Origin of the sequence: Rhizobium sp. R634 (assembly GCF_002211305.1) — a bacterium.
In the GTDB taxonomy this organism is placed as follows: Bacteria; Pseudomonadota; Alphaproteobacteria; order Rhizobiales; family Rhizobiaceae; genus Rhizobium.
On sequence record NZ_LOKW01000028.1, the window covers coordinates 203,109 to 220,384 of the forward strand.

General features: G+C 61.8%; 13 protein-coding genes. 11 read left to right on the forward strand and 2 right to left on the reverse strand.

The window, feature by feature from the left end; all coding sequences use genetic code 11:
• Positions 1–117 precede the first annotated feature (117 nt).
• Positions 118–1,824, forward strand: a complete 1,707-nt coding sequence (locus ATY77_RS30315; protein ID WP_088690134.1) for an adenylate/guanylate cyclase domain-containing protein — start codon at positions 118–120, stop codon at positions 1,822–1,824.
• 50 nt (positions 1,825–1,874) lie between these two features.
• On the opposite strand, the gene carA is transcribed toward ATY77_RS30315, so the two are convergent.
• The gene (gene carA, locus ATY77_RS30320; RefSeq protein WP_088673730.1) at positions 1,875–3,080 is read right to left on the reverse strand and encodes a glutamine-hydrolyzing carbamoyl-phosphate synthase small subunit; all 1,206 of its coding nucleotides are present in this window, start codon (positions 3,078–3,080) and stop codon (positions 1,875–1,877) included.
• Between the two features lie 270 nt (positions 3,081–3,350).
• On the opposite strand from carA, the gene ATY77_RS30325 reads away from it, so the two are divergent.
• A complete protein-coding gene (locus tag ATY77_RS30325) occupies positions 3,351–3,803 on the forward strand; it encodes a GatB/YqeY domain-containing protein (RefSeq protein ID WP_088673137.1) in 453 nt (150 codons plus the stop codon).
• 1 nt (position 3,804) lies between these two features.
• Here ATY77_RS30325 and ATY77_RS30330 read toward each other — a convergent pair whose 3' ends face one another.
• On the reverse strand, positions 3,805–4,692 hold the full coding sequence (locus ATY77_RS30330; RefSeq protein ID WP_088690135.1) for a hypothetical protein: 888 nt from the start codon (positions 4,690–4,692) through the stop codon (positions 3,805–3,807).
• Between the two features lie 670 nt (positions 4,693–5,362).
• On the opposite strand from ATY77_RS30330, the gene dnaG reads away from it, so the two are divergent.
• The 9 genes from dnaG (at position 5,363) to ATY77_RS30380 (ending at position 17,204) form a co-directional block, all read left to right on the forward strand.
• Complete coding sequence (gene dnaG, locus ATY77_RS30340) at positions 5,363–7,363, forward strand: DNA primase (RefSeq protein WP_088690136.1); 2,001 nt, start codon at positions 5,363–5,365, stop codon at positions 7,361–7,363.
• Positions 7,363–9,228 (forward strand): DNA helicase RecQ, encoded by a 1,866-nt coding sequence (gene recQ, locus ATY77_RS30345; RefSeq protein WP_088690137.1) that lies wholly within the window; start codon positions 7,363–7,365, stop codon positions 9,226–9,228. Before dnaG ends, recQ begins: the two co-directional genes overlap by 1 nt.
• A 95-nt stretch (positions 9,229–9,323) precedes the next feature.
• Positions 9,324–10,511 carry a glycine C-acetyltransferase gene (locus ATY77_RS30350; protein ID WP_088690138.1) on the forward strand — a complete coding sequence of 396 codons (1,188 nt, stop codon included), beginning with the start codon at positions 9,324–9,326 and terminating at the stop codon, positions 10,509–10,511.
• Between the two features lie 224 nt (positions 10,512–10,735).
• Positions 10,736–11,773 carry an L-threonine 3-dehydrogenase gene (gene tdh / locus ATY77_RS30355; RefSeq protein WP_088690139.1) on the forward strand — a complete coding sequence of 346 codons (1,038 nt, stop codon included), beginning with the start codon at positions 10,736–10,738 and terminating at the stop codon, positions 11,771–11,773.
• Positions 11,774–11,783: 10 nt separating this feature from the next.
• Positions 11,784–12,131, forward strand: coding sequence for a GFA family protein (locus tag ATY77_RS30360; RefSeq protein WP_088690140.1), 348 nt, complete (start codon positions 11,784–11,786; stop codon positions 12,129–12,131).
• A gap of 478 nt (positions 12,132–12,609) precedes the next feature.
• Positions 12,610–14,667: an RNA polymerase sigma factor RpoD gene (gene rpoD, locus ATY77_RS30365; RefSeq protein WP_088681242.1), complete on the forward strand. Its 2,058-nt coding sequence runs from the start codon at positions 12,610–12,612 to the stop codon at positions 14,665–14,667.
• Positions 14,668–14,870: 203 nt separating this feature from the next.
• Positions 14,871–15,164 (forward strand): GYD domain-containing protein, encoded by a 294-nt coding sequence (locus tag ATY77_RS30370; protein ID WP_088690141.1) that lies wholly within the window; start codon positions 14,871–14,873, stop codon positions 15,162–15,164.
• A gap of 156 nt (positions 15,165–15,320) precedes the next feature.
• Positions 15,321–16,055 carry a DUF930 domain-containing protein gene (locus ATY77_RS30375; protein WP_088690142.1) on the forward strand — a complete coding sequence of 245 codons (735 nt, stop codon included), beginning with the start codon at positions 15,321–15,323 and terminating at the stop codon, positions 16,053–16,055.
• A gap of 30 nt (positions 16,056–16,085) precedes the next feature.
• Positions 16,086–17,204, forward strand: coding sequence for a DUF930 domain-containing protein (locus ATY77_RS30380; RefSeq protein ID WP_088690143.1), 1,119 nt, complete (start codon positions 16,086–16,088; stop codon positions 17,202–17,204).
• The last annotated feature ends 72 nt before the right edge of the window (positions 17,205–17,276 follow it).

Below are 17,276 nucleotides of genomic sequence, written 5' to 3' on the forward strand. Positions count from 1 at the left end.
GGTTGAGGTCAATATGGAAGTATCAGTGCCGGGAATCGGATGCCGCCTCTCACCACTTGTTGACTCACCCGCGGTTGAACAATAACTTGCTAATTTGGTCTTTAGGCTTGTCCTCACATGATGGATCAATCTCTTCAGCGTCGCCTCGCTGCCATCGTCGTTGCCGATGTGGTGGGATATTCACGCCTGATGGAGGCTGATGAAGTCGCAACGGTGGCGAACCTCAGGGAACTCCGTTCTGGTGTTATCGAGCCGGCCGTGATGCGCCACAACGGTCGCATCTTCAAGGTCGTGGGCGACGGCTTCTTGATCGAATTCGGCAGCGCGGTGGACGCGGTCGAAGCAGCGCTGGAAATGCAACGGACCACCACTCCTGTCGAGGCGTCCGGAGATCGACGCCTGCTTTTACGTGTCGGCGTTAATCTGGGAGATGTCATTGACGACGGTTCGGACGTCCTCGGCGACGGGGTCAATGTCGCGGCGCGCCTGGAGACACAGGCCGCGCCGGGAGGTATCTGCATTTCAGCCGGCGTTCACGGCGAGATCGTCGGCAAGATCGGCGACCGGTTCTTCGACGCAGGCGAGCGCTACCTGAAGAACCTGACCCGCCCTGTCCACGTGTGGCATTGGCCGGATGCGCTGCAGAGCATATTGCCGCTGCCCGACCGTCCCTCGATCGCTGTATTGCCGTTCACGAACATGAGTGGGGATGAAGCGGACGCGCCTTTCGTCGACGGCTTGACTGAAGACCTGATCACCGACCTTTCCCGTACGGCTGGCCTGTTCGTTATCGCGCGCAACTCCGTCTACGGCTACAAGGGCAAGCCGGTTAACGTAAAGCTGGTCGCCCAGGACCTCGGCGTCCGCTACGTCCTGGAGGGGAGCGCCAGACGCGCAATGGGCCGTGTCCGCATCAATGCCCAATTGATCGACGCGCTTGCCGGCGGGCACCTGTGGGCCGAGAGGTTCGACAGGACGGTGGAAGATGTTTTCGAACTGCAGGATGAAGTCAACGCCAAGATTGTCGAAGCCCTCGTCGGCCGGCTGACCACTCCGCCGCAGCGCAATCGGCCGAAGAACTTGGAGGCGTACGACCTGTGTGTGCGCGCTCGCCTCCTGACGGAAGAGTCGCCGCAAACCGAGCGTGAGGCCTATATGCTGCTCCAGCGCGCGGTCAAGCTCGAGCCATCATATGCCGAGGCGCTCGGTCTGCTCGCCTATAACCGTTGGCTGGCTTGGACTCATTTCGGCGAGCCCGAAGATCCCAACCGCCAGATGGCGGTGACATCAGCGCAGAGGGCGGTCGAGCTCGATCCCAACGATGCCGGCTGCCGTTACGTCTTGGGGACCATTTTGGCCTATGAGCGGCGGTGGGAGGAATCGGAGGCCGCCTTCGCCAAGGCCCTGGAGCTGGACCCCAACCATGCCGACACCTGGGCCGCCATGTCTGATATTTCAGTGCTGGACGGCAGGGTTGCCGACGGACTGGCGCAGATCGACAAAGCTCTGCGGCTCAATCCCCGTCCGGCCTGCTGGTATCTTTGTCATCTTGGGCAGGCGCAATACGCCGCGCGTGACTACGAAGCGGCAGCCGCTACACTGCGCAGGGAAGACACGTATCGTACCAACTCACGCAAATTCCTGGCGGCCACGCTTGCCCAGTTGGGCCAGCATGAAGAGGCGCGGCGGGAAGCAGAATTGTTCCTGATCGCCCACCCTCATTTCACGATCGACCATTGGCTCAGCTCCCAGCCGCTGCGCGATGCATCTGTACGAGATCATTTTGTCGACGGCTTTCGAAAGGCCGGCCTGCCGGAGTTGTGACAGCGGATGAGGCCAATCCCGACCCGTTCGAGGACTTGATGAACGTAAAATCAGCGTTCGGCGAGCGCCGGCTCGCCTTTCTTCTCGCGCACCATGTTGATGAAGCGGCGGAAGAGATAGTGGCTGTCCTGCGGGCCGGGGGAGGCTTCCGGATGGTGCTGGACGGAGAAGACCTGCTTGCCGAGGACGCGCAGGCCGCAATTGGTGCCGTCGAAAAGCGAAATGTGAGTCTCTTCAACGCCGTCGGGCAGCGACTTCGAGTCGACCGCGAAGCCGTGGTTCATCGAGACGATCTCGACCTTGCCGGTCGTGTGATCCTTGACCGGATGGTTGGCGCCGTGATGGCCCTGATGCATCTTCTCGGTCTTCGCGCCGAGGGCCAGCCCCAGCATCTGATGGCCGAGGCAGATGCCGAAGACCGGGATATCGGTCTTGATCAACGTCTTGATGACGGGCACGGCATATTCGCCGGTTGCGGCTGGATCGCCCGGGCCGTTCGACAGGAAGATACCATCCGGCTTCATGGCGAGCACGTCTTCGGCGCTCGTCGAGGCAGGCACCACGGTCACCTTGCAATCGAGGCCGGCAAACAGGCGCAGGATGTTGCGCTTGACGCCGTAATCGAGGCAGACGACGTGGTATTTCGCATCCGCCGCGCCGAGTTCGCCATAGCCTTCGTTCCAGATCCACGGCGTCTGGGTCCATTGCGAGGACTGTCCCGAGGTCGCGATCTTGGCGAGGTCGAGGCCTTCGAGGCCGCTCCAGGCCTTGGCTTCGGCCTTCAGCGCCTCGATGTCGAAAACGCCGTTCGGATCGTGCGCGATCACCGCGTTCGGAGCGCCGTTCTCGCGGATCCAGGCGGTCAGCGCGCGGGTGTCGATGCCGCAGAGACCGATGATCCCGCGCGCCTTCAGCCATTGGTCGAGATGCTTGGCGGCGCGGTAGTTCGAGGGATCGGTGATATCGGCCTTGAAGATGACGCCGACGGCGCCGTGGCGGGCGGCGGGCGTCAGGTCCTCGACATCTTCGTCATTGGTGCCGATGTTGCCGATATGCGGAAAGGTGAAGGTGACGATCTGGCCGAGATAGGAGGGGTCCGTCAGGATTTCCTCGTAGCCGGTCAGCGCCGTGTTGAAGACCACTTCGGCCTGGACCTTGCCGGTGGCGCCGATGCCCTTGCCTTCGATCACCGTGCCGTCGGCGAGGACGAGCAGGGCGGTCGGCTTTTCGATTGTCCAGGGTGCAGTCGCGGTCATCTTCATCCCGTTTCCGGCGGCCGATGCGCGTTGCCGCGCTCGCTGCCATTTGATCTCGCAGGCGTATGGACACGGCAATGCCGCGCGCTTCAGGCCTGATCACGAATTTTGGTGCAGGTGGCGGTAGATAGCCATGCAATTGCCTACGGTCAATCTTTGTAGCCGAGATTATGGCCGTTTTCCTGCGCTTTATCGCGCCGATCGCGCAATTTATTTGATCCGCCGCATCAGCGTGGTTTATGAAGCGGCATCAAAAAAGGAGAAAAGATCATGCTGCGCGATCAACTCGCCACCCAGCTGAAAGAGGCGATGAAGGCCAAGGATTCCGAGCGGCTTTCCACCGTCCGGCTGATTCAGGCCGCGATCAAGGACCGCGATATCGCCAATCGCGGCACCGGCAAGGAGCAGGCGAGCGAGGACGAAATCCTGCAGATCCTCGCCAAGATGGTGAAGCAGCGCGACGAATCAGCCAAGATCTACGAGGAGAATGCGCGGCCCGAGCTTGCCGCCAAGGAGCGCGCCGAAATCGCCGTCATCCAGGATTTCATGCCCAAGCAGCTTTCCGACAGCGAAGTGCGCGCCAATATCTCGGCTGTTATCGCGGAGACGGGCTCCTCCGGCGTCAAGGACATGGGCAAGGTGATGGCGGCGCTCAAGGAGCGCTATGCCGGCCAGATGGATTTCGCCAAAGCATCGGCGACCGTCAAGGAACTGTTGAACTGATTTAAACCACGCGTCTTGCCTGCGGTTCGGCCAGGACCGCAGGCCCGAGCACCGCTTCGGCGGCGGCATCGATGATGGCGAATTTCGCCGCCTGATAATTCCAATATTCCAGGATGAAGCGGCCCGACAGCCAGAAGTCGCCCTTGCGCGACGGCTCGGTCCAGCCGACGCTTCCCATGTTCGATGCCTGCGTCAGAAGCCGCTTCAGGTGGGTGTTCGATATCATGAACCGTTCGCGAAGCTCCCGGAGCGACAGTGGGCCGACCACGACGCGTTCGGCCGCCCGGGGAAATTCCGGAAGGCGCGAGATCAGGTAATCCATCACCAGCCCGCCGGAATTCGCCCAATTGAAGAGGTTGAAGGTCGGGCCCGGGCTGCGCACCGCCTGGCTGCCGATGATCGCTTTTGCGATCCGCGGCTGGATGGCCGCCATCATCGTCGAGGGATCGGCGGTGACCTTCCCGGCGCGTTCACCGCCGTCCAGGCTGTCGAGGATCATCATATGGGCGACGAGCCATCGGGTGAAATGCTCTTCGGCGGTCTCGGTGGGCTCCAGGTAGCGGGTGCGCTTGTCGGGGCCGGGGACCGGGCGCAGGAAGCGGTAGGCCAGCATTTCCTGCATGAAGGCTGCGGCCGTGTTGCGGCTGGCAATGTCGTTTCTGACCGAAAAATCGATGAAGCGGCCGGAATAGAGGCCGCTCTTGCCATCCTTGGGATAGCCGTAATGAAGCGCAAAACCGGCATGGGCCATCAGCCAGCGCTGCTGTGCGGCGAAAATCGAGGCGATGCGCGGGCTCTCGCGATAGATCGTGAGCATCTGATCGGCGCAATGCAGGATCGCAGCGAGAAAGCGATCGTCTGCTGCAAGATTTTCAGCGGTGAAGGCCATGTGGAAGAGGTCCAGGGAGTTCGGCGCATACTTCTTTCATGGACGCGCCGCCTGTCAACGGTTTTGTCAATAATCGGTTAATTTTAAAGGGAAATCTGTATCGGGAAGCCCAAAATTTAAGAAGGCAGGAGCTGGGGGCGCTCCTGCCTTCTTGCTCTTTGCTTCCGCCGGCAACGCAGGGCCGAGGCCCAAGCCGGAGGGTATTTGCAAAGGCACCCTTGCGAAGCGGCGCCGGGGGTAGGGATGGTGCTTCGCTCGGGGATCGCTTTGTTGAGATGAACCTATTGCGGGGAGGCGGCTTGTTCAAATTACAAAAAAATAATGATTGGCCGAAACGGCCGTTTGGGAGCCTTCGAAGCGAAGGCTTGGTGGTTTGCCGGAAGAGGGAGCTGCCCGAATGGCGGAACTGATAAGCCGCTGTTTCAAAACATTTTAATCCTGCAGTTCGGAAGATCCCGGCTCTTGATCGAATACTCGCGGCAACCAAAATTTGGATCTTGCATGACAACAGTGTCGCACCCCCTGTCGCAGGGGCGATAACGCGTTGTTGATTGGAAAACCGACGCTGCCGGCGATGGATGCACTTGCCTGTGAATAGCGGGTTTTCCTGACAAGTTTCGTGGCATGGCGCGGCAAAGCAGCTTATATGGAGGCTGGCCAAGAGGTATAAATGCGCTTTTCCAACACCTTTCTCGATGAGATCCGTGACCGCGTTCCGATTTCGAACGTGATTGCGCGCCGCGTCAGCTGGGACAAGCGCAAGACCAACGTTTCGCGCGGCGATTACTGGGCCTGCTGCCCGTTTCACGGCGAGAAATCGCCGAGCTTCCATTGCGAGGACCGCAAGGGCCGCTATCACTGCTTCGGCTGCGGCGTCACCGGTGACCATTTCCGCTTCCTGACCGAGCTGGAAGGCCTGAGCTTTCCCGAAGCGGTGCAGCAGATCGCCGATATGGCCGGCGTGCCGATGCCGCTTGCCGATCCTGTCATGGAAAAGCGCGAGAAGGAGCGCGGCTCGCTGATCGACGTCATGGAAATGGCGACGGCCTTTTTCCAGGACCAGCTGCAGACGGCTAATGGCGCCAAGGCGCGCGCCTATCTGCGCGATCGCGGGCTGACGGGGCGCACCATCGAGACCTTCCGCCTCGGCTATGCGCCCGACAGCCGCAATGCACTCAAGGAATTTCTTGCCGGCAAGGGCGTCACCAAGGAGCAGATCGAGGCCTGCGGCCTGGTCGTTCATGAAAACGTGCCGGTTTCCTACGACCGCTTCCGCGACCGCATCATGTTCCCGATCCTCTCGTCGCGGGAAAAGGTGATCGCCTTCGGCGGCCGCGCCATGTCATCAGATGCGCCGGCGAAATATCTGAACTCCAACGAGACGGAGCTCTTCCACAAGGGCAATGTGCTCTACAATTTCGCCCGCGCCCGCCGCGCCATCCAGGGCCCGGGCCGCGGCGATCAGCAGGACGACAATGCGAGCGGCACCATCATCGCCGTCGAAGGTTATATGGACGTGATCGCGCTCCATCAGGCGGGCGTCGAGAACGCCGTTGCGCCGCTCGGCACGGCGCTTACCGAAAACCAGCTCGAGCTGCTCTGGAAGATGGTGCCGCAGCCGGTGCTCTGCTTCGATGGCGACGGCGCCGGTATCCGCGCCGCCAATCGTGCCGCCGAACTGGCGTTGCCGCATCTCAAACCCGGCCGCTCCGTCCGCTTCGCGCTTCTGCCCGATGGCAAGGACCCGGATGATCTGGTGCGCGATGAGGGCCGCACCCCCTTCGACAAGGTGATGAGCCACGCAAAGCCGCTCTCGGAGATGCTGTGGAGCAGGGAGATCAACACTGGCAAGTTCGATACTCCGGAGGCGCGCGCCGAGCTCGAGGCGCGGTTGAAGCAGCTTGTGGCCGTCATCGCCGACGAGAATGTGCGTCGTCATTACCAGCAGGATATCCGCGACCGGCTGAACGCATTCTTCCAGCCGCAGTTCCAGAACCGCAACAATGGCGAGCGGCGCGGTTTCAGCGGCAATTCCCGGAGCGGCCGCGACAATCCTGTTAAGGCGGGGACGAAAAGCCCGAGCCTGATTTCCGACCGGCTGGCCCGCTCAGGCCCCGTACGCGGCCATCGGGACAATACGGCGCTCCGCGAAAGCGTGCTGGCGCTCACCATCGTCAATCATCCGGCGCTGATGATCGACGATTATGACGAGATCGCCGCGATCGACTATGACAGCCGCGAACTGCAACGGTTGTGGTCGGCGGTGCTTGGGGCAGCGGCTGCCGTTGCCGGGCCGCATCTGACGCGCGACTATCTGACCGAACGGCTGGAATTCGAAGGCTTCGGTCCGCTGATCAAGAGCCTCGATCAGCAGGTGCGCAATGCGCGGCTGTGGACGGCGACCGAGGAGGCGGCGATGGAGGATGCGCGTGAGGGCTATCGCCAGGCGCTCGCCTTCCACAAACGGGCGAAGGCGCTGCGCCGGCAGAAGATGGAGCTCGAACGCGAGATTGCGCTGGCGACCGAAGCCGGCGACGGCGAGGCCATCGTTCAGCTGATACGGGCGCAACAGGAAGTGCATCTGGAAGGCGTGCGCCTTGAGAACCAGGAGGCGATCATCGACGGCTTCGGCGTGCTTTCCGGCCGCGTTAAAGGGGCGGCGAACCACTGATGCCGCTCAGCGAACACAATGATGCGGGCTTTTCCGCTTCCGACGCGCTGTTTTCGGCCGGCCGCGCGCCGCTCGACGTGCTGAAGCAGGTCTACGGCTATTCCTCCTTCCGCGGCAAGCAGCAGCAGGTGGTCGAGCATGTCGTTGCCGGCGGCGATGCGGTAGTGCTCTTTCCCACAGGCGCCGGCAAATCGCTCTGCTTCCAGATCCCGGCGCTCTGCCGCGAGGGCGTCGGCATTGTGGTTTCGCCGCTGATTGCGCTGATGCGCGATCAGGTGGAGGCGATGAAGCAGCTCGGCATCCGGGCCGCCGCGCTCAATTCGTCGCTGTCGCGCGAGGAGTTCATCGAGGTCCGCCGCGCGCTTTCGGCGGGCAGGCTCGACCTTCTCTACGTCACGCCCGAGCGCATCCTGACCGATGGTTTTCGCGAGCTAATCGCCAACGAGAAGATCGCGCTGTTTGCCATCGACGAGGCCCATTGCGTCTCGCAATGGGGGCATGATTTCCGGCCGGAATATCGCGAGCTCGGCCGGCTCGGCGAGCAATATCCCGGCGTGCCCAGAATAGCGCTGACGGCGACGGCCGATCCGCATACGCGCGACGATATTATCGAGCGGCTGGGGCTCAACGATGCCGAGATCTTCACCACCAGCTTCGACCGGCCGAACATCGCCTATGAGATCGTCGAGCGCGACCAGCCGCGCCAGCAGCTTCTGCGCTTCCTCTCCGGCCACAAAGGCAATAGCGGCATCGTCTACTGCCTGTCGCGCGCCAAGGTGGAGGATACGGCCGACTGGCTGAACGGGCAGGGGGTTCGTGCTCTGCCCTATCATGCCGGCATCGACCGGGCGCTTCGCGATGCCAATCAGGATGCCTTCCTGAAGGAGGAAAACCTCTGCCTGGTCGCCACCGTCGCCTTCGGCATGGGCATCGACAAACCGAATGTGCGTTACGTCGCCCATCTCGACCTGCCGGGCTCGGTAGAGGCTTACTACCAGGAGACGGGACGCGCGGGGCGCGACGGCCTGCCGTCGGAGGTCTGGATGGCCTATGGCATGGCCGACGTCATCCAGCGCCGCCGGATGATCGACGAGGGCAGTGCCGCCGAGGAGATCAAGCGGGTCGAGCGCGCCAAGCTCAACGCCTTGCTGGCGATCTGCGAGACCGCCTCCTGCCGCCGGCAGGCGATCCTGGCCCATTTCGGCGAGGCCCATGCCGGCCGGTGCGGCAATTGCGACACCTGCGTGAAGCCGGTCGAGACCTGGGAAGGTACGGAAGCGGCGATCAAGGCGCTGGCCGCCGTCTACCGCACCGGCGAACGCTTCGGCGCCGGCCATGTCATCGACGTGCTCGTCGGCAACGTCAACGAGAAGACCGAGCGTTTCGGCCATGTCGACATGCCTGTCTTCGGTGCCGGAAAAGATATTCCGGCGCGAACATGGCAATCCGTCTATCGCCAGCTTCTCGCCATGGGGCTGATCCGTATCGATCACGAGGCCTACGGCGCGCTGAAGCTGGAGCCGGAGGCGCGCGCCGTCTTCAAGCACGAGCGGCAGGTGTTCTTCCGCAAGGACCGTCCGGCCTCGGAGCGGCGGACGAAGAAGGCGGAGCGCAGCGAACGCAAATCTGGCCTCTCTGGCGCTGATAACACTCTCTTCGAGGCGCTGCGGGCCGAGCGCATGGCGATCGCGAAATCGCTCGGCGTGCCGCCCTATGTCGTCTTCCCCGATACGACGCTCATCGCCTTTGCAACGGAGCGGCCACGCAGCCGCAAGGAGCTGCTCGCCATCTCGGGCGTCGGCCAGGCAAAGCTCGAGCGTTACGGCGATGCCTTTCTGGAGATCATCCTGGCGCAGGACGATTGAGCGCGTCGGCCGCCCTCCGTCGAGCGCTGAAAGAAGACAAGCCTGCGGCGATATGCTAACCCGGACGCTATAAAAAACATCAGGAAGGGCCGCCCATGACCTCGCCATTTCTCTCCCATCTTCGCGCCGAGATTTCGGCGCTGAAGGATGCCGGCCTCTATAAGTCCGAACGGGTCATCAGCTCGAAGCAGGCGGGTGAAATCGCGATTTCGAGCGGCGAGCGGGTTCTGAATTTCTGCGCCAACAACTATCTCGGCCTCGCCGACAACGAGGAACTGGCCGAGGCCGGCAAGAAGGCGCTCGACCGCTACGGCTACGGCATGGCTTCGGTGCGCTTCATCTGCGGCACGCAGGAAGAGCACAAGCAGCTCGAAGCGCGCATTTCCTCCTTCCTCGGCATGGAGGACACGATCCTCTATTCCTCCTGCTTCGACGCCAATGGCGGCCTTTTCGAAACGTTGCTCTCGGAGGAGGACGCGATCATCTCGGATGCGCTGAACCACGCCTCGATCATCGACGGCGTCAGGCTTTCGAAGGCCAAGCGCTTCCGCTACGCCAACAACGACACGGCCGCTCTTGAAGAAGAGCTGAAAAAGGCCGAAGGCAGCCGCTTCAAGCTGATCGCCACCGACGGCGTCTTTTCCATGGACGGCATCATCGCCAATCTGCAGGGCGTGTGCGATCTCGCCGAGAAATACGGCGCCATGGTCATGGTCGACGACAGCCATGCCGTCGGCTTCGTCGGCAGGAACGGCCGCGGCTCGGCCGAACATTGCGGCGTCGAGGGGCGGATCGACATCATCACCGGCACGCTCGGCAAGGCGCTCGGCGGCGCTTCGGGCGGCTACACTTCGGCAAAGGCGGAGATCGTCGAATGGCTGCGGCAGCGCTCGCGGCCCTATCTGTTTTCGAACACGTTGGCGCCCGTCATTGCCGCCGCCTCTCTCAAAGTGTTCGACCTGATCGAAAGCGGCGACGCCTTGCGCCAGCACCTTTCCGACAATGCCGGTCTCTTCCGCCGCGAGATGACCAAGCTCGGCTTCACGCTCGCCGGCGAGGGTCATCCAATCATCCCCGTCATGCTGGGGGATGCCAAGCTCGCCCAGGATATGGCGGCGCTGATGCTGAAGAAGGGGATCTATGTGATCGGCTTTTCTTTCCCGGTTGTGCCGAAGGGGCAGGCCCGCATCCGCACGCAGATGTCGGCGGCGCATTCGAGGCAGGATGTCGAACGGGCGATTGCTGCCTTTGCGGAGGCTGGGCGGGAGCTGGGTGTGATTTGAGAATGAGGGGATTGCCATCTTCCTCTTCTCCCCAGCGGGGAGAAGATGTCCGACAGGACAGATGAGGGGGAGGAGCGAAGCGACGTTTCGAGCGGTAAGCAAGAAACAAAGCATGGTCTATATGGCGTGCCGTGTGGCCCCCTCATCCGCCCTACGGGCACCTTCTCCCCGCTGGGGAGAAGGGGGAATAGCGAAGCTGGCGTCAAGAAACGGTGGGAACAGATATGTCGAATATGATGAAGGCGCTGGTCAAGTCGAAGCCGGAAGTCGGGCTCTGGATGGAGAACGTGCCGGTGCCGGAGGTCGGGCCGAACGATGTGCTGATCCGGGTGAAGAAATCGGCGATCTGCGGCACCGACGTGCATATCTGGAACTGGGACCAGTGGGCGCAGAAGACCATTCCGGTGCCGATGGTCGTCGGCCATGAATTTTCCGGAGAGATCGCCGAGATCGGCTCGGCGGTCACCCGCTATCATGTCGGCGAGCGGGTCTCGGGCGAGGGGCATATCGTCTGCGGCAAGTGCCGCAACTGCCGGGCGGGCAGGGGGCATCTCTGCCGCAACACGCTTGGCGTCGGCGTCAACCGGCCGGGCTCCTTTGGTGAATTCGTCTGCATTCCCGAAAGCAATGTCGTGCCGATCCCGGACGATATATCAGACGAGATCGCCGCGATCTTCGATCCGTTCGGCAATGCGGTGCACACAGCACTCTCCTTCGATCTCGTCGGCGAGGACGTGCTCGTCACCGGCGCCGGGCCGATCGGCATCATGGGGGCGCTGGTCGCCAAGCGCTCGGGCGCCCGCAAGGTCGTCATCACCGATATCAATCCGCACCGGCTGGCGCTGGCGCGAAAGCTCGGCATCGATCACGTCGTCGACGCATCGAAGGAAAATCTCGCCGATGTGATGAAGGCGATCGGCATGACGGAGGGCTTCGATGTCGGGCTCGAAATGTCGGGCGCCGCTCCCGCCTTCCGCGACATGATCGACAAGATGAACAATGGCGGCAAGATCGCCATTCTCGGCATCGCGCCCGCCGGTTTCGAGATCGATTGGAACAAGGTGATCTTCAAGATGCTCAATCTCAAGGGCATTTACGGCCGCGAGATGTTCGAGACCTGGTACAAGATGATCGCCTTCGTCCAGGGCGGCCTCGACCTTTCGCCGATCATTACCCATCGCATCAAGATCGGTGAATTCCGCAACGGTTTCGAGGCGATGCGGTCGGGCAATTCCGGCAAGGTCGTAATGGATTGGATGTGAGGAGGACCACATGCTCTACGAGGGAAGCTGCCATTGCGGCAATGTCGCTTTCGAGGTCGAAGGCGAATTTACCGAGGCGATCGACTGCAACTGTTCGCTCTGCCGCAGGCGGGGCGGGCTTCTCGCTTTCGTGCCGCGCGAGAAGCTGGTGCTGAAGACGCCCGAGGCCGATCTTTCGACCTATACTTTCAACAGGCATGTCATCCGGCATCATTTCTGCGCCAATTGCGGTATTGCGCCCTTCGGCGAAGGTGTCGCCCCGAACGGTGCGGCGATGGCTTCGGTCAATCTGCGCTGCATTCCCGCCGTCGACCTCGGCGCTCTGAAGGTGACGGCCTATGATGGCGCCGGGCATTAGAGGCAGAGCATGATGCCGGCCTGAAGCCGGCAAATATACAGCCGCTAAAGCTGCAGGAAACGGCGGAAACAACGGGCGGTGCGGGCAAAATCCTCGCCGCCCTTGTCTTTTGTACGCCGCTTCTTAAATAAGCTTCGCAATCGCAGCCGCGGTTCGAAGCCTGTGGATAAGGCTTTTTCCGATTTTTCGTGGGCTTTTTTTGTGGAAAAGCTTGACGAGAACAAAAAATGTGGGAATCACCGTTCGACTTGTTGAAGCGGTGAACAGGGTCAAGGCGGATCGCGCAACCATGGCCGGAAATCCAAAAGCAAGAAAGCTTTGCTGTCCGGTACCGGCGATCGTGGTTAATCAGACTTTAAATGTCATCCCGTTAGGTGGGCTCAGGTGATTTGAAGGGCGACGCGAGCGGCGCGTCAAGCCCTGAGACGGCCCATTCACCGTAGCGAGATTGGATAGCGTCAGGAAGGCGACGATATAAATGGCAACCAAGGTCAAAGAGAACGAAGACGCGGAAGTCGAACGCGACGGCGCAAGCGACGGCCCTCTTCTCGATCTTTCCGACGACGCGGTCAAGAAGATGATCAAGGCCGCCAAGAAGCGCGGCTACGTGACGATGGACGAGCTCAATGCGGTCCTGCCGTCCGAGGAAGTGACATCAGAGCAGATCGAAGACACGATGTCGATGCTGTCCGACATGGGCATCAACGTCATCGAGGACGAGGAAGCCGAGGAAGCCGGTGCTTCCGGTGGCGGTGACGACGACGACGCCGGCGGCGATGACGACAGCGAAGGCGGCGAACTCGCGCCGTCGAGCGGCACCGCGCTTGCGACCGCCAAGAAGAAAGAACCGACCGACCGTACCGACGACCCGGTGCGCATGTATCTGCGCGAGATGGGCTCGGTGGAGCTTCTTTCCCGCGAGGGCGAAATCGCCATCGCCAAGCGGATCGAAGCCGGCCGCGAGACGATGATCGCCGGCCTCTGCGAGAGCCCGCTGACCTTCCAGGCGCTGATCATCTGGCGCGACGAACTCAACGAAGGCACGACGCTGCTGCGCGAGATCATCGATCTCGAAACGACCTATTCCGGTCCGGAAGCCAAGGCTGCGCCGCAGTTCCAGAGCCCCGAGAAGATCGAGGCCGACCGCAAGGCTGCCGAGGAGAAGGAAAAGACCCGGCGCGCGCGCTCCGGTGACGACGACATTACCGATGTCGGCGGCGAAGGCATGCCTCCGGAAGAGGAAGAAGAGGACGAGGACGAATCCAACCTCTCTCTCGCCGCGATGGAAGCCGAGCTTCGTCCGCAGGTCATGGAAACGCTCGACATCATCGCCGAGACCTACAAGAAGCTGCGCAAGCTGCAGGACCAGCAGGTCGAGCAGCGCCTTGCCGCCACCGGCACGCTGTCTTCCGCCCAGGAACGCCGCTACAAGGAGCTCAAGGACGAGCTCATCAAGGCGGTGAAGTCGCTGTCGCTCAACCAGAACCGCATCGATGCGCTGGTCGAACAGCTCTACGACATCAACAAGCGCCTCGTGCAGAACGAAGGCCGCCTCCTGCGTCTGGCGGAATCCTACGGCGTCAAGCGCGATAGCTTCCTCGAACAGTATCAGGGCGCCGAGCTCGATCCGAACTGGATGAAGTCCATCGGCAACCTGGCCGCCCGCGGCTGGAAGGAATTTGCCAAGGCCGAGAACACGACGATCCGCGACATCCGCCAGGAGATCCAGAATCTCGCAACGGAAACCGGCATTTCGATCTCGGAATTCCGTCGCATCGTGCACATGGTGCAGAAGGGCGAGCGCGAAGCGCGCATCGCGAAGAAGGAAATGGTCGAAGCGAACCTTCGTCTCGTCATCTCCATCGCCAAGAAGTACACGAACCGCGGTCTGCAGTTCCTCGACCTCATTCAGGAAGGCAATATCGGCCTGATGAAGGCGGTCGACAAGTTCGAATATCGCCGCGGCTACAAGTTCTCGACCTATGCGACGTGGTGGATCCGTCAGGCGATCACGCGCTCGATCGCCGACCAGGCCCGCACGATCCGTATTCCGGTGCACATGATCGAGACGATCAACAAGATCGTCCGTACCTCGCGCCAGATGCTGCACGAGATCGGCCGCGAGCCGACGCCGGAAGAACTGGCCGAAAAGCTCGCCATGCCGCTCGAAAAGGTCCGCAAGGTCCTGAAGATCGCCAAGGAGCCGATCTCGCTCGAAACCCCGGTGGGCGACGAAGAGGATTCGCATCTCGGCGATTTCATCGAGGACAAGAATGCGCTGCTGCCGATCGACGCCGCCATCCAGGCGAACCTGCGCGAGACGACGACCCGTGTTCTCGCTTCGCTGACGCCGCGCGAAGAGCGTGTGCTGCGCATGCGCTTCGGCATCGGCATGAACACCGACCACACGCTCGAAGAAGTCGGCCAGCAGTTCTCGGTCACCCGCGAACGTATCCGCCAGATCGAGGCGAAGGCGCTGCGCAAGTTGAAGCATCCGAGCCGCTCCAGAAAGCTGCGTTCGTTCCTCGACAGCTGATTTGCTTAGCGTCGTTCTGATTGGAAAGCCGGGCCTCGCGCCCGGCTTTTGCTTTGTGATTAGTACCAATGATCGTGACGGATTTCTTGTCGCTCTGCGGTGGCAGGCCTATAATCCGCGCCACGGGGGAAGGGATCGATCGCGACGCGCGAGCGAGGGTCGACGTTACCTGCGCCAACCAATCCTCCGTCGGGAGGTGCGACATGACCACTTACATTCTGTTGATCAACTGGACGGATCAAGGCATTCGCAACGTTCGCGACTCGGCAAAGAGGCTGGACGCGGCAAAGAAATTGCTCGCCGGCGTCGGCGGCTCCATCAACCAATTCTTTCTGACGATGGGCGGACATGACATGGTCGCCGTCTGCGAGGCGCCCGATGACGCCGTCATGGCGCATTTCACCCTCTCGCTGGCGATGGGCGGCAATGTCCGGACCCAGACACTCAAGGCCTTCCCGGAGGCTGCCTACCGGGACCTTATCGGCTCGCTTGGTTGAATGCAGCTGGTGGTTGCTTTCCTTTGATGTTGCGAAGCTTCGGCTGTGCTGGCAGTGTTGCTGCGTGCTCCATTTCCGGAGCTTGGCAAGCTCATGATGAAAGCGCTTTTCAGTTTCACGATCGCCATCGATCGTCCGACAGCCGCTTCCTGACCGATGGAACTCGCGGCAGACAAGTGGGATGGCGAGATCCGGTGGGGTGCGGCCGCGTCATTTGCGCTGCACGCCGCTGCGATCCTGCTTCTCCTGCTGCTGTTGCCGAGGGCCGAGCCGCTATCATCGCCTGATGACGGTCTGTCGGTGGAGATCGTTCCGCAGGAAGCGGAATCCGCCAGCCCGCCCGAGCCCGTCAGGGCGCCTTCGCCTGATGAGGTGAGGCCGGAAGCTGCAAAGTCCGAGGCCGAGCCGGTGCCGCTCGCAAATGATCCACCTGCTGCGGCGGCAATGCCGCCTGCGGTGCCGATCGCTCCGCCGGTGCCGAAGCCGGCCGAATTCCTCATCGCAAGCCAGCTCTTTTCCGAGAAGGTGCTTGCCGATACGCGCAGCAAGCGCGCTCGCGAGGCGCTGCGGCAGCTCTCGGGCAGCGAACGCAACCTGCAGCTCTGCGATCTCGAAGCGCTGGAGCAGGTGCGCCGCGCGCGGCCAGCGATGGCGCCCGACACGCTCGCCCCCTATGCGATGTCGGCAGAGAAGGTGAGCGGCAACAGCGTCGAGGTGAAGGGCGGCGCCTTTCGCAGCAAACGGAACTGGTACAACATCCAGTTCAAATGCGAACTCGACGCCGGCTCCGGCAAGGTCGCGTCCTTCGCCTTTCTCGTCGGCGACGCCATTCCGGAGGGCCAATGGCAGGAACACAATCTGGTGGCGGGCGACGGGCCCGCCGACCAATGACCGCAACGGCAATCACGATGTTTTTTGCTTTTGTGGCTTGATGCCGCCGGCTTTAGAGGCCACATCGCTGCTGTGACAGAAGAAGACGTGGAACCGGCGGAGACGCATGAAGCGGCAAAACAGCGGCCTGAAATCCGCTGGGGCATTGGTGCGTCGGTGCTTCTGCATGTTCCTGTCGTCGCACTTCTCATTTTCGGGCTGCCGAAGATCGAGCCGAAACCTCCGGAAGACGAGAGCGTGAAGGTGGAACTCGTTCCGCCGCCGGAGGAGAAGAAGCAGGAAGAGAAGAAGCCGGAGGAAAAACCACCGGAGCCGAAACCGCCCGAAGAGGCGAAGAAGGAGCCGCCACCGCCTCCGCCACCTCCACCGTCGCCGCCACCTCCTCCGCCACCACCGCCCGCGCCCAAATCGTCTCCGCCGCCAGCCGGACTGAGGGGGACCGCGCCTGTTTTCGAGTTTGGAGACAAGAACAGCGGGAAGGCAAAGACCAAGAACGGAAACGCATCGGAGGGCGAAATCGACGATACCGCCGCCCCTCCGCCGTCCTCGTCTCCGGAAACGCAGCCGAAGCAGGCGGCAGACGCCGCCGAAAAGATGCAACCGACCGAGCAGCCCGCAGGCAATCCGATCCCCGAAGAGGTGAACGTACCGGAGACTGCCACTGCCGCCATTCATCCGGAACGGGATGCGCCTGCCGCTGCGGCGACCGAAGAGGCGCGGACGAGCTTTGAACCTGAGACGCCAAAGGCGAAGGCTCCGCAGGCGGATCAGGTATCGAAGACGCCTCTGCCGGAAGTGAAGAGGTTATTCTCACAGAATGCGACTGACGATCCGGTGGCACGAACGGCATTGGGCAATCTGTCGCGTGGCCAACGCATGAATGATTTATGCAGGACCGAACTGGAGCAACAAATCGAACACATCTCGCCGAAATATCGAGATCCTGAGGTTCCTACCTATCCGCCCTTTACCAACGAAACGATCATTCGAGTGATGGAGACGGGACGGTTCAGGAAGGGCGGCGATTGGTATAGTATGCAGTTCGAATGCCAGGTCGATGCCGATGCCACGAAAATTCTGTCCTTTGCCTTCAGATTCGGCGGATTGATTCCTCGCAGCCAATACGCGAAGTACAAGATACGTGAGTAGCCGCAGAGAATGCTGGCTGCGTGCCCAGCCACGCGCAAGGAACCAAGCCTACGGTTTCTTCATTGGCCGTGA

Bases quoted from the DNA above. Each gene is read 5' to 3' on its own strand.
- ATY77_RS30315 (WP_088690134.1), top strand. From the start codon at position 118: ATGATGGATCAATCTCTTCAGCGTCGCCTCGCTGCCATCGTCGTTGCC.
- carA (WP_088673730.1), bottom strand. From the start codon at position 3,080: ATGACCGCGACTGCACCCTGGACAATCGAAAAGCCGACCGCCCTGCTC.
- ATY77_RS30325 (WP_088673137.1), top strand. From the start codon at position 3,351: ATGCTGCGCGATCAACTCGCCACCCAGCTGAAAGAGGCGATGAAGGCC.
- ATY77_RS30330 (WP_088690135.1), bottom strand. From the start codon at position 4,692: ATGGCCTTCACCGCTGAAAATCTTGCAGCAGACGATCGCTTTCTCGCT.
- dnaG (WP_088690136.1), top strand. From the start codon at position 5,363: ATGCGCTTTTCCAACACCTTTCTCGATGAGATCCGTGACCGCGTTCCG.
- recQ (WP_088690137.1), top strand. From the start codon at position 7,363: ATGCCGCTCAGCGAACACAATGATGCGGGCTTTTCCGCTTCCGACGCG.
- ATY77_RS30350 (WP_088690138.1), top strand. From the start codon at position 9,324: ATGACCTCGCCATTTCTCTCCCATCTTCGCGCCGAGATTTCGGCGCTG.
- tdh (WP_088690139.1), top strand. From the start codon at position 10,736: ATGTCGAATATGATGAAGGCGCTGGTCAAGTCGAAGCCGGAAGTCGGG.
- ATY77_RS30360 (WP_088690140.1), top strand. From the start codon at position 11,784: ATGCTCTACGAGGGAAGCTGCCATTGCGGCAATGTCGCTTTCGAGGTC.
- rpoD (WP_088681242.1), top strand. From the start codon at position 12,610: ATGGCAACCAAGGTCAAAGAGAACGAAGACGCGGAAGTCGAACGCGAC.
- ATY77_RS30370 (WP_088690141.1), top strand. From the start codon at position 14,871: ATGACCACTTACATTCTGTTGATCAACTGGACGGATCAAGGCATTCGC.
- ATY77_RS30375 (WP_088690142.1), top strand. From the start codon at position 15,321: ATGGAACTCGCGGCAGACAAGTGGGATGGCGAGATCCGGTGGGGTGCG.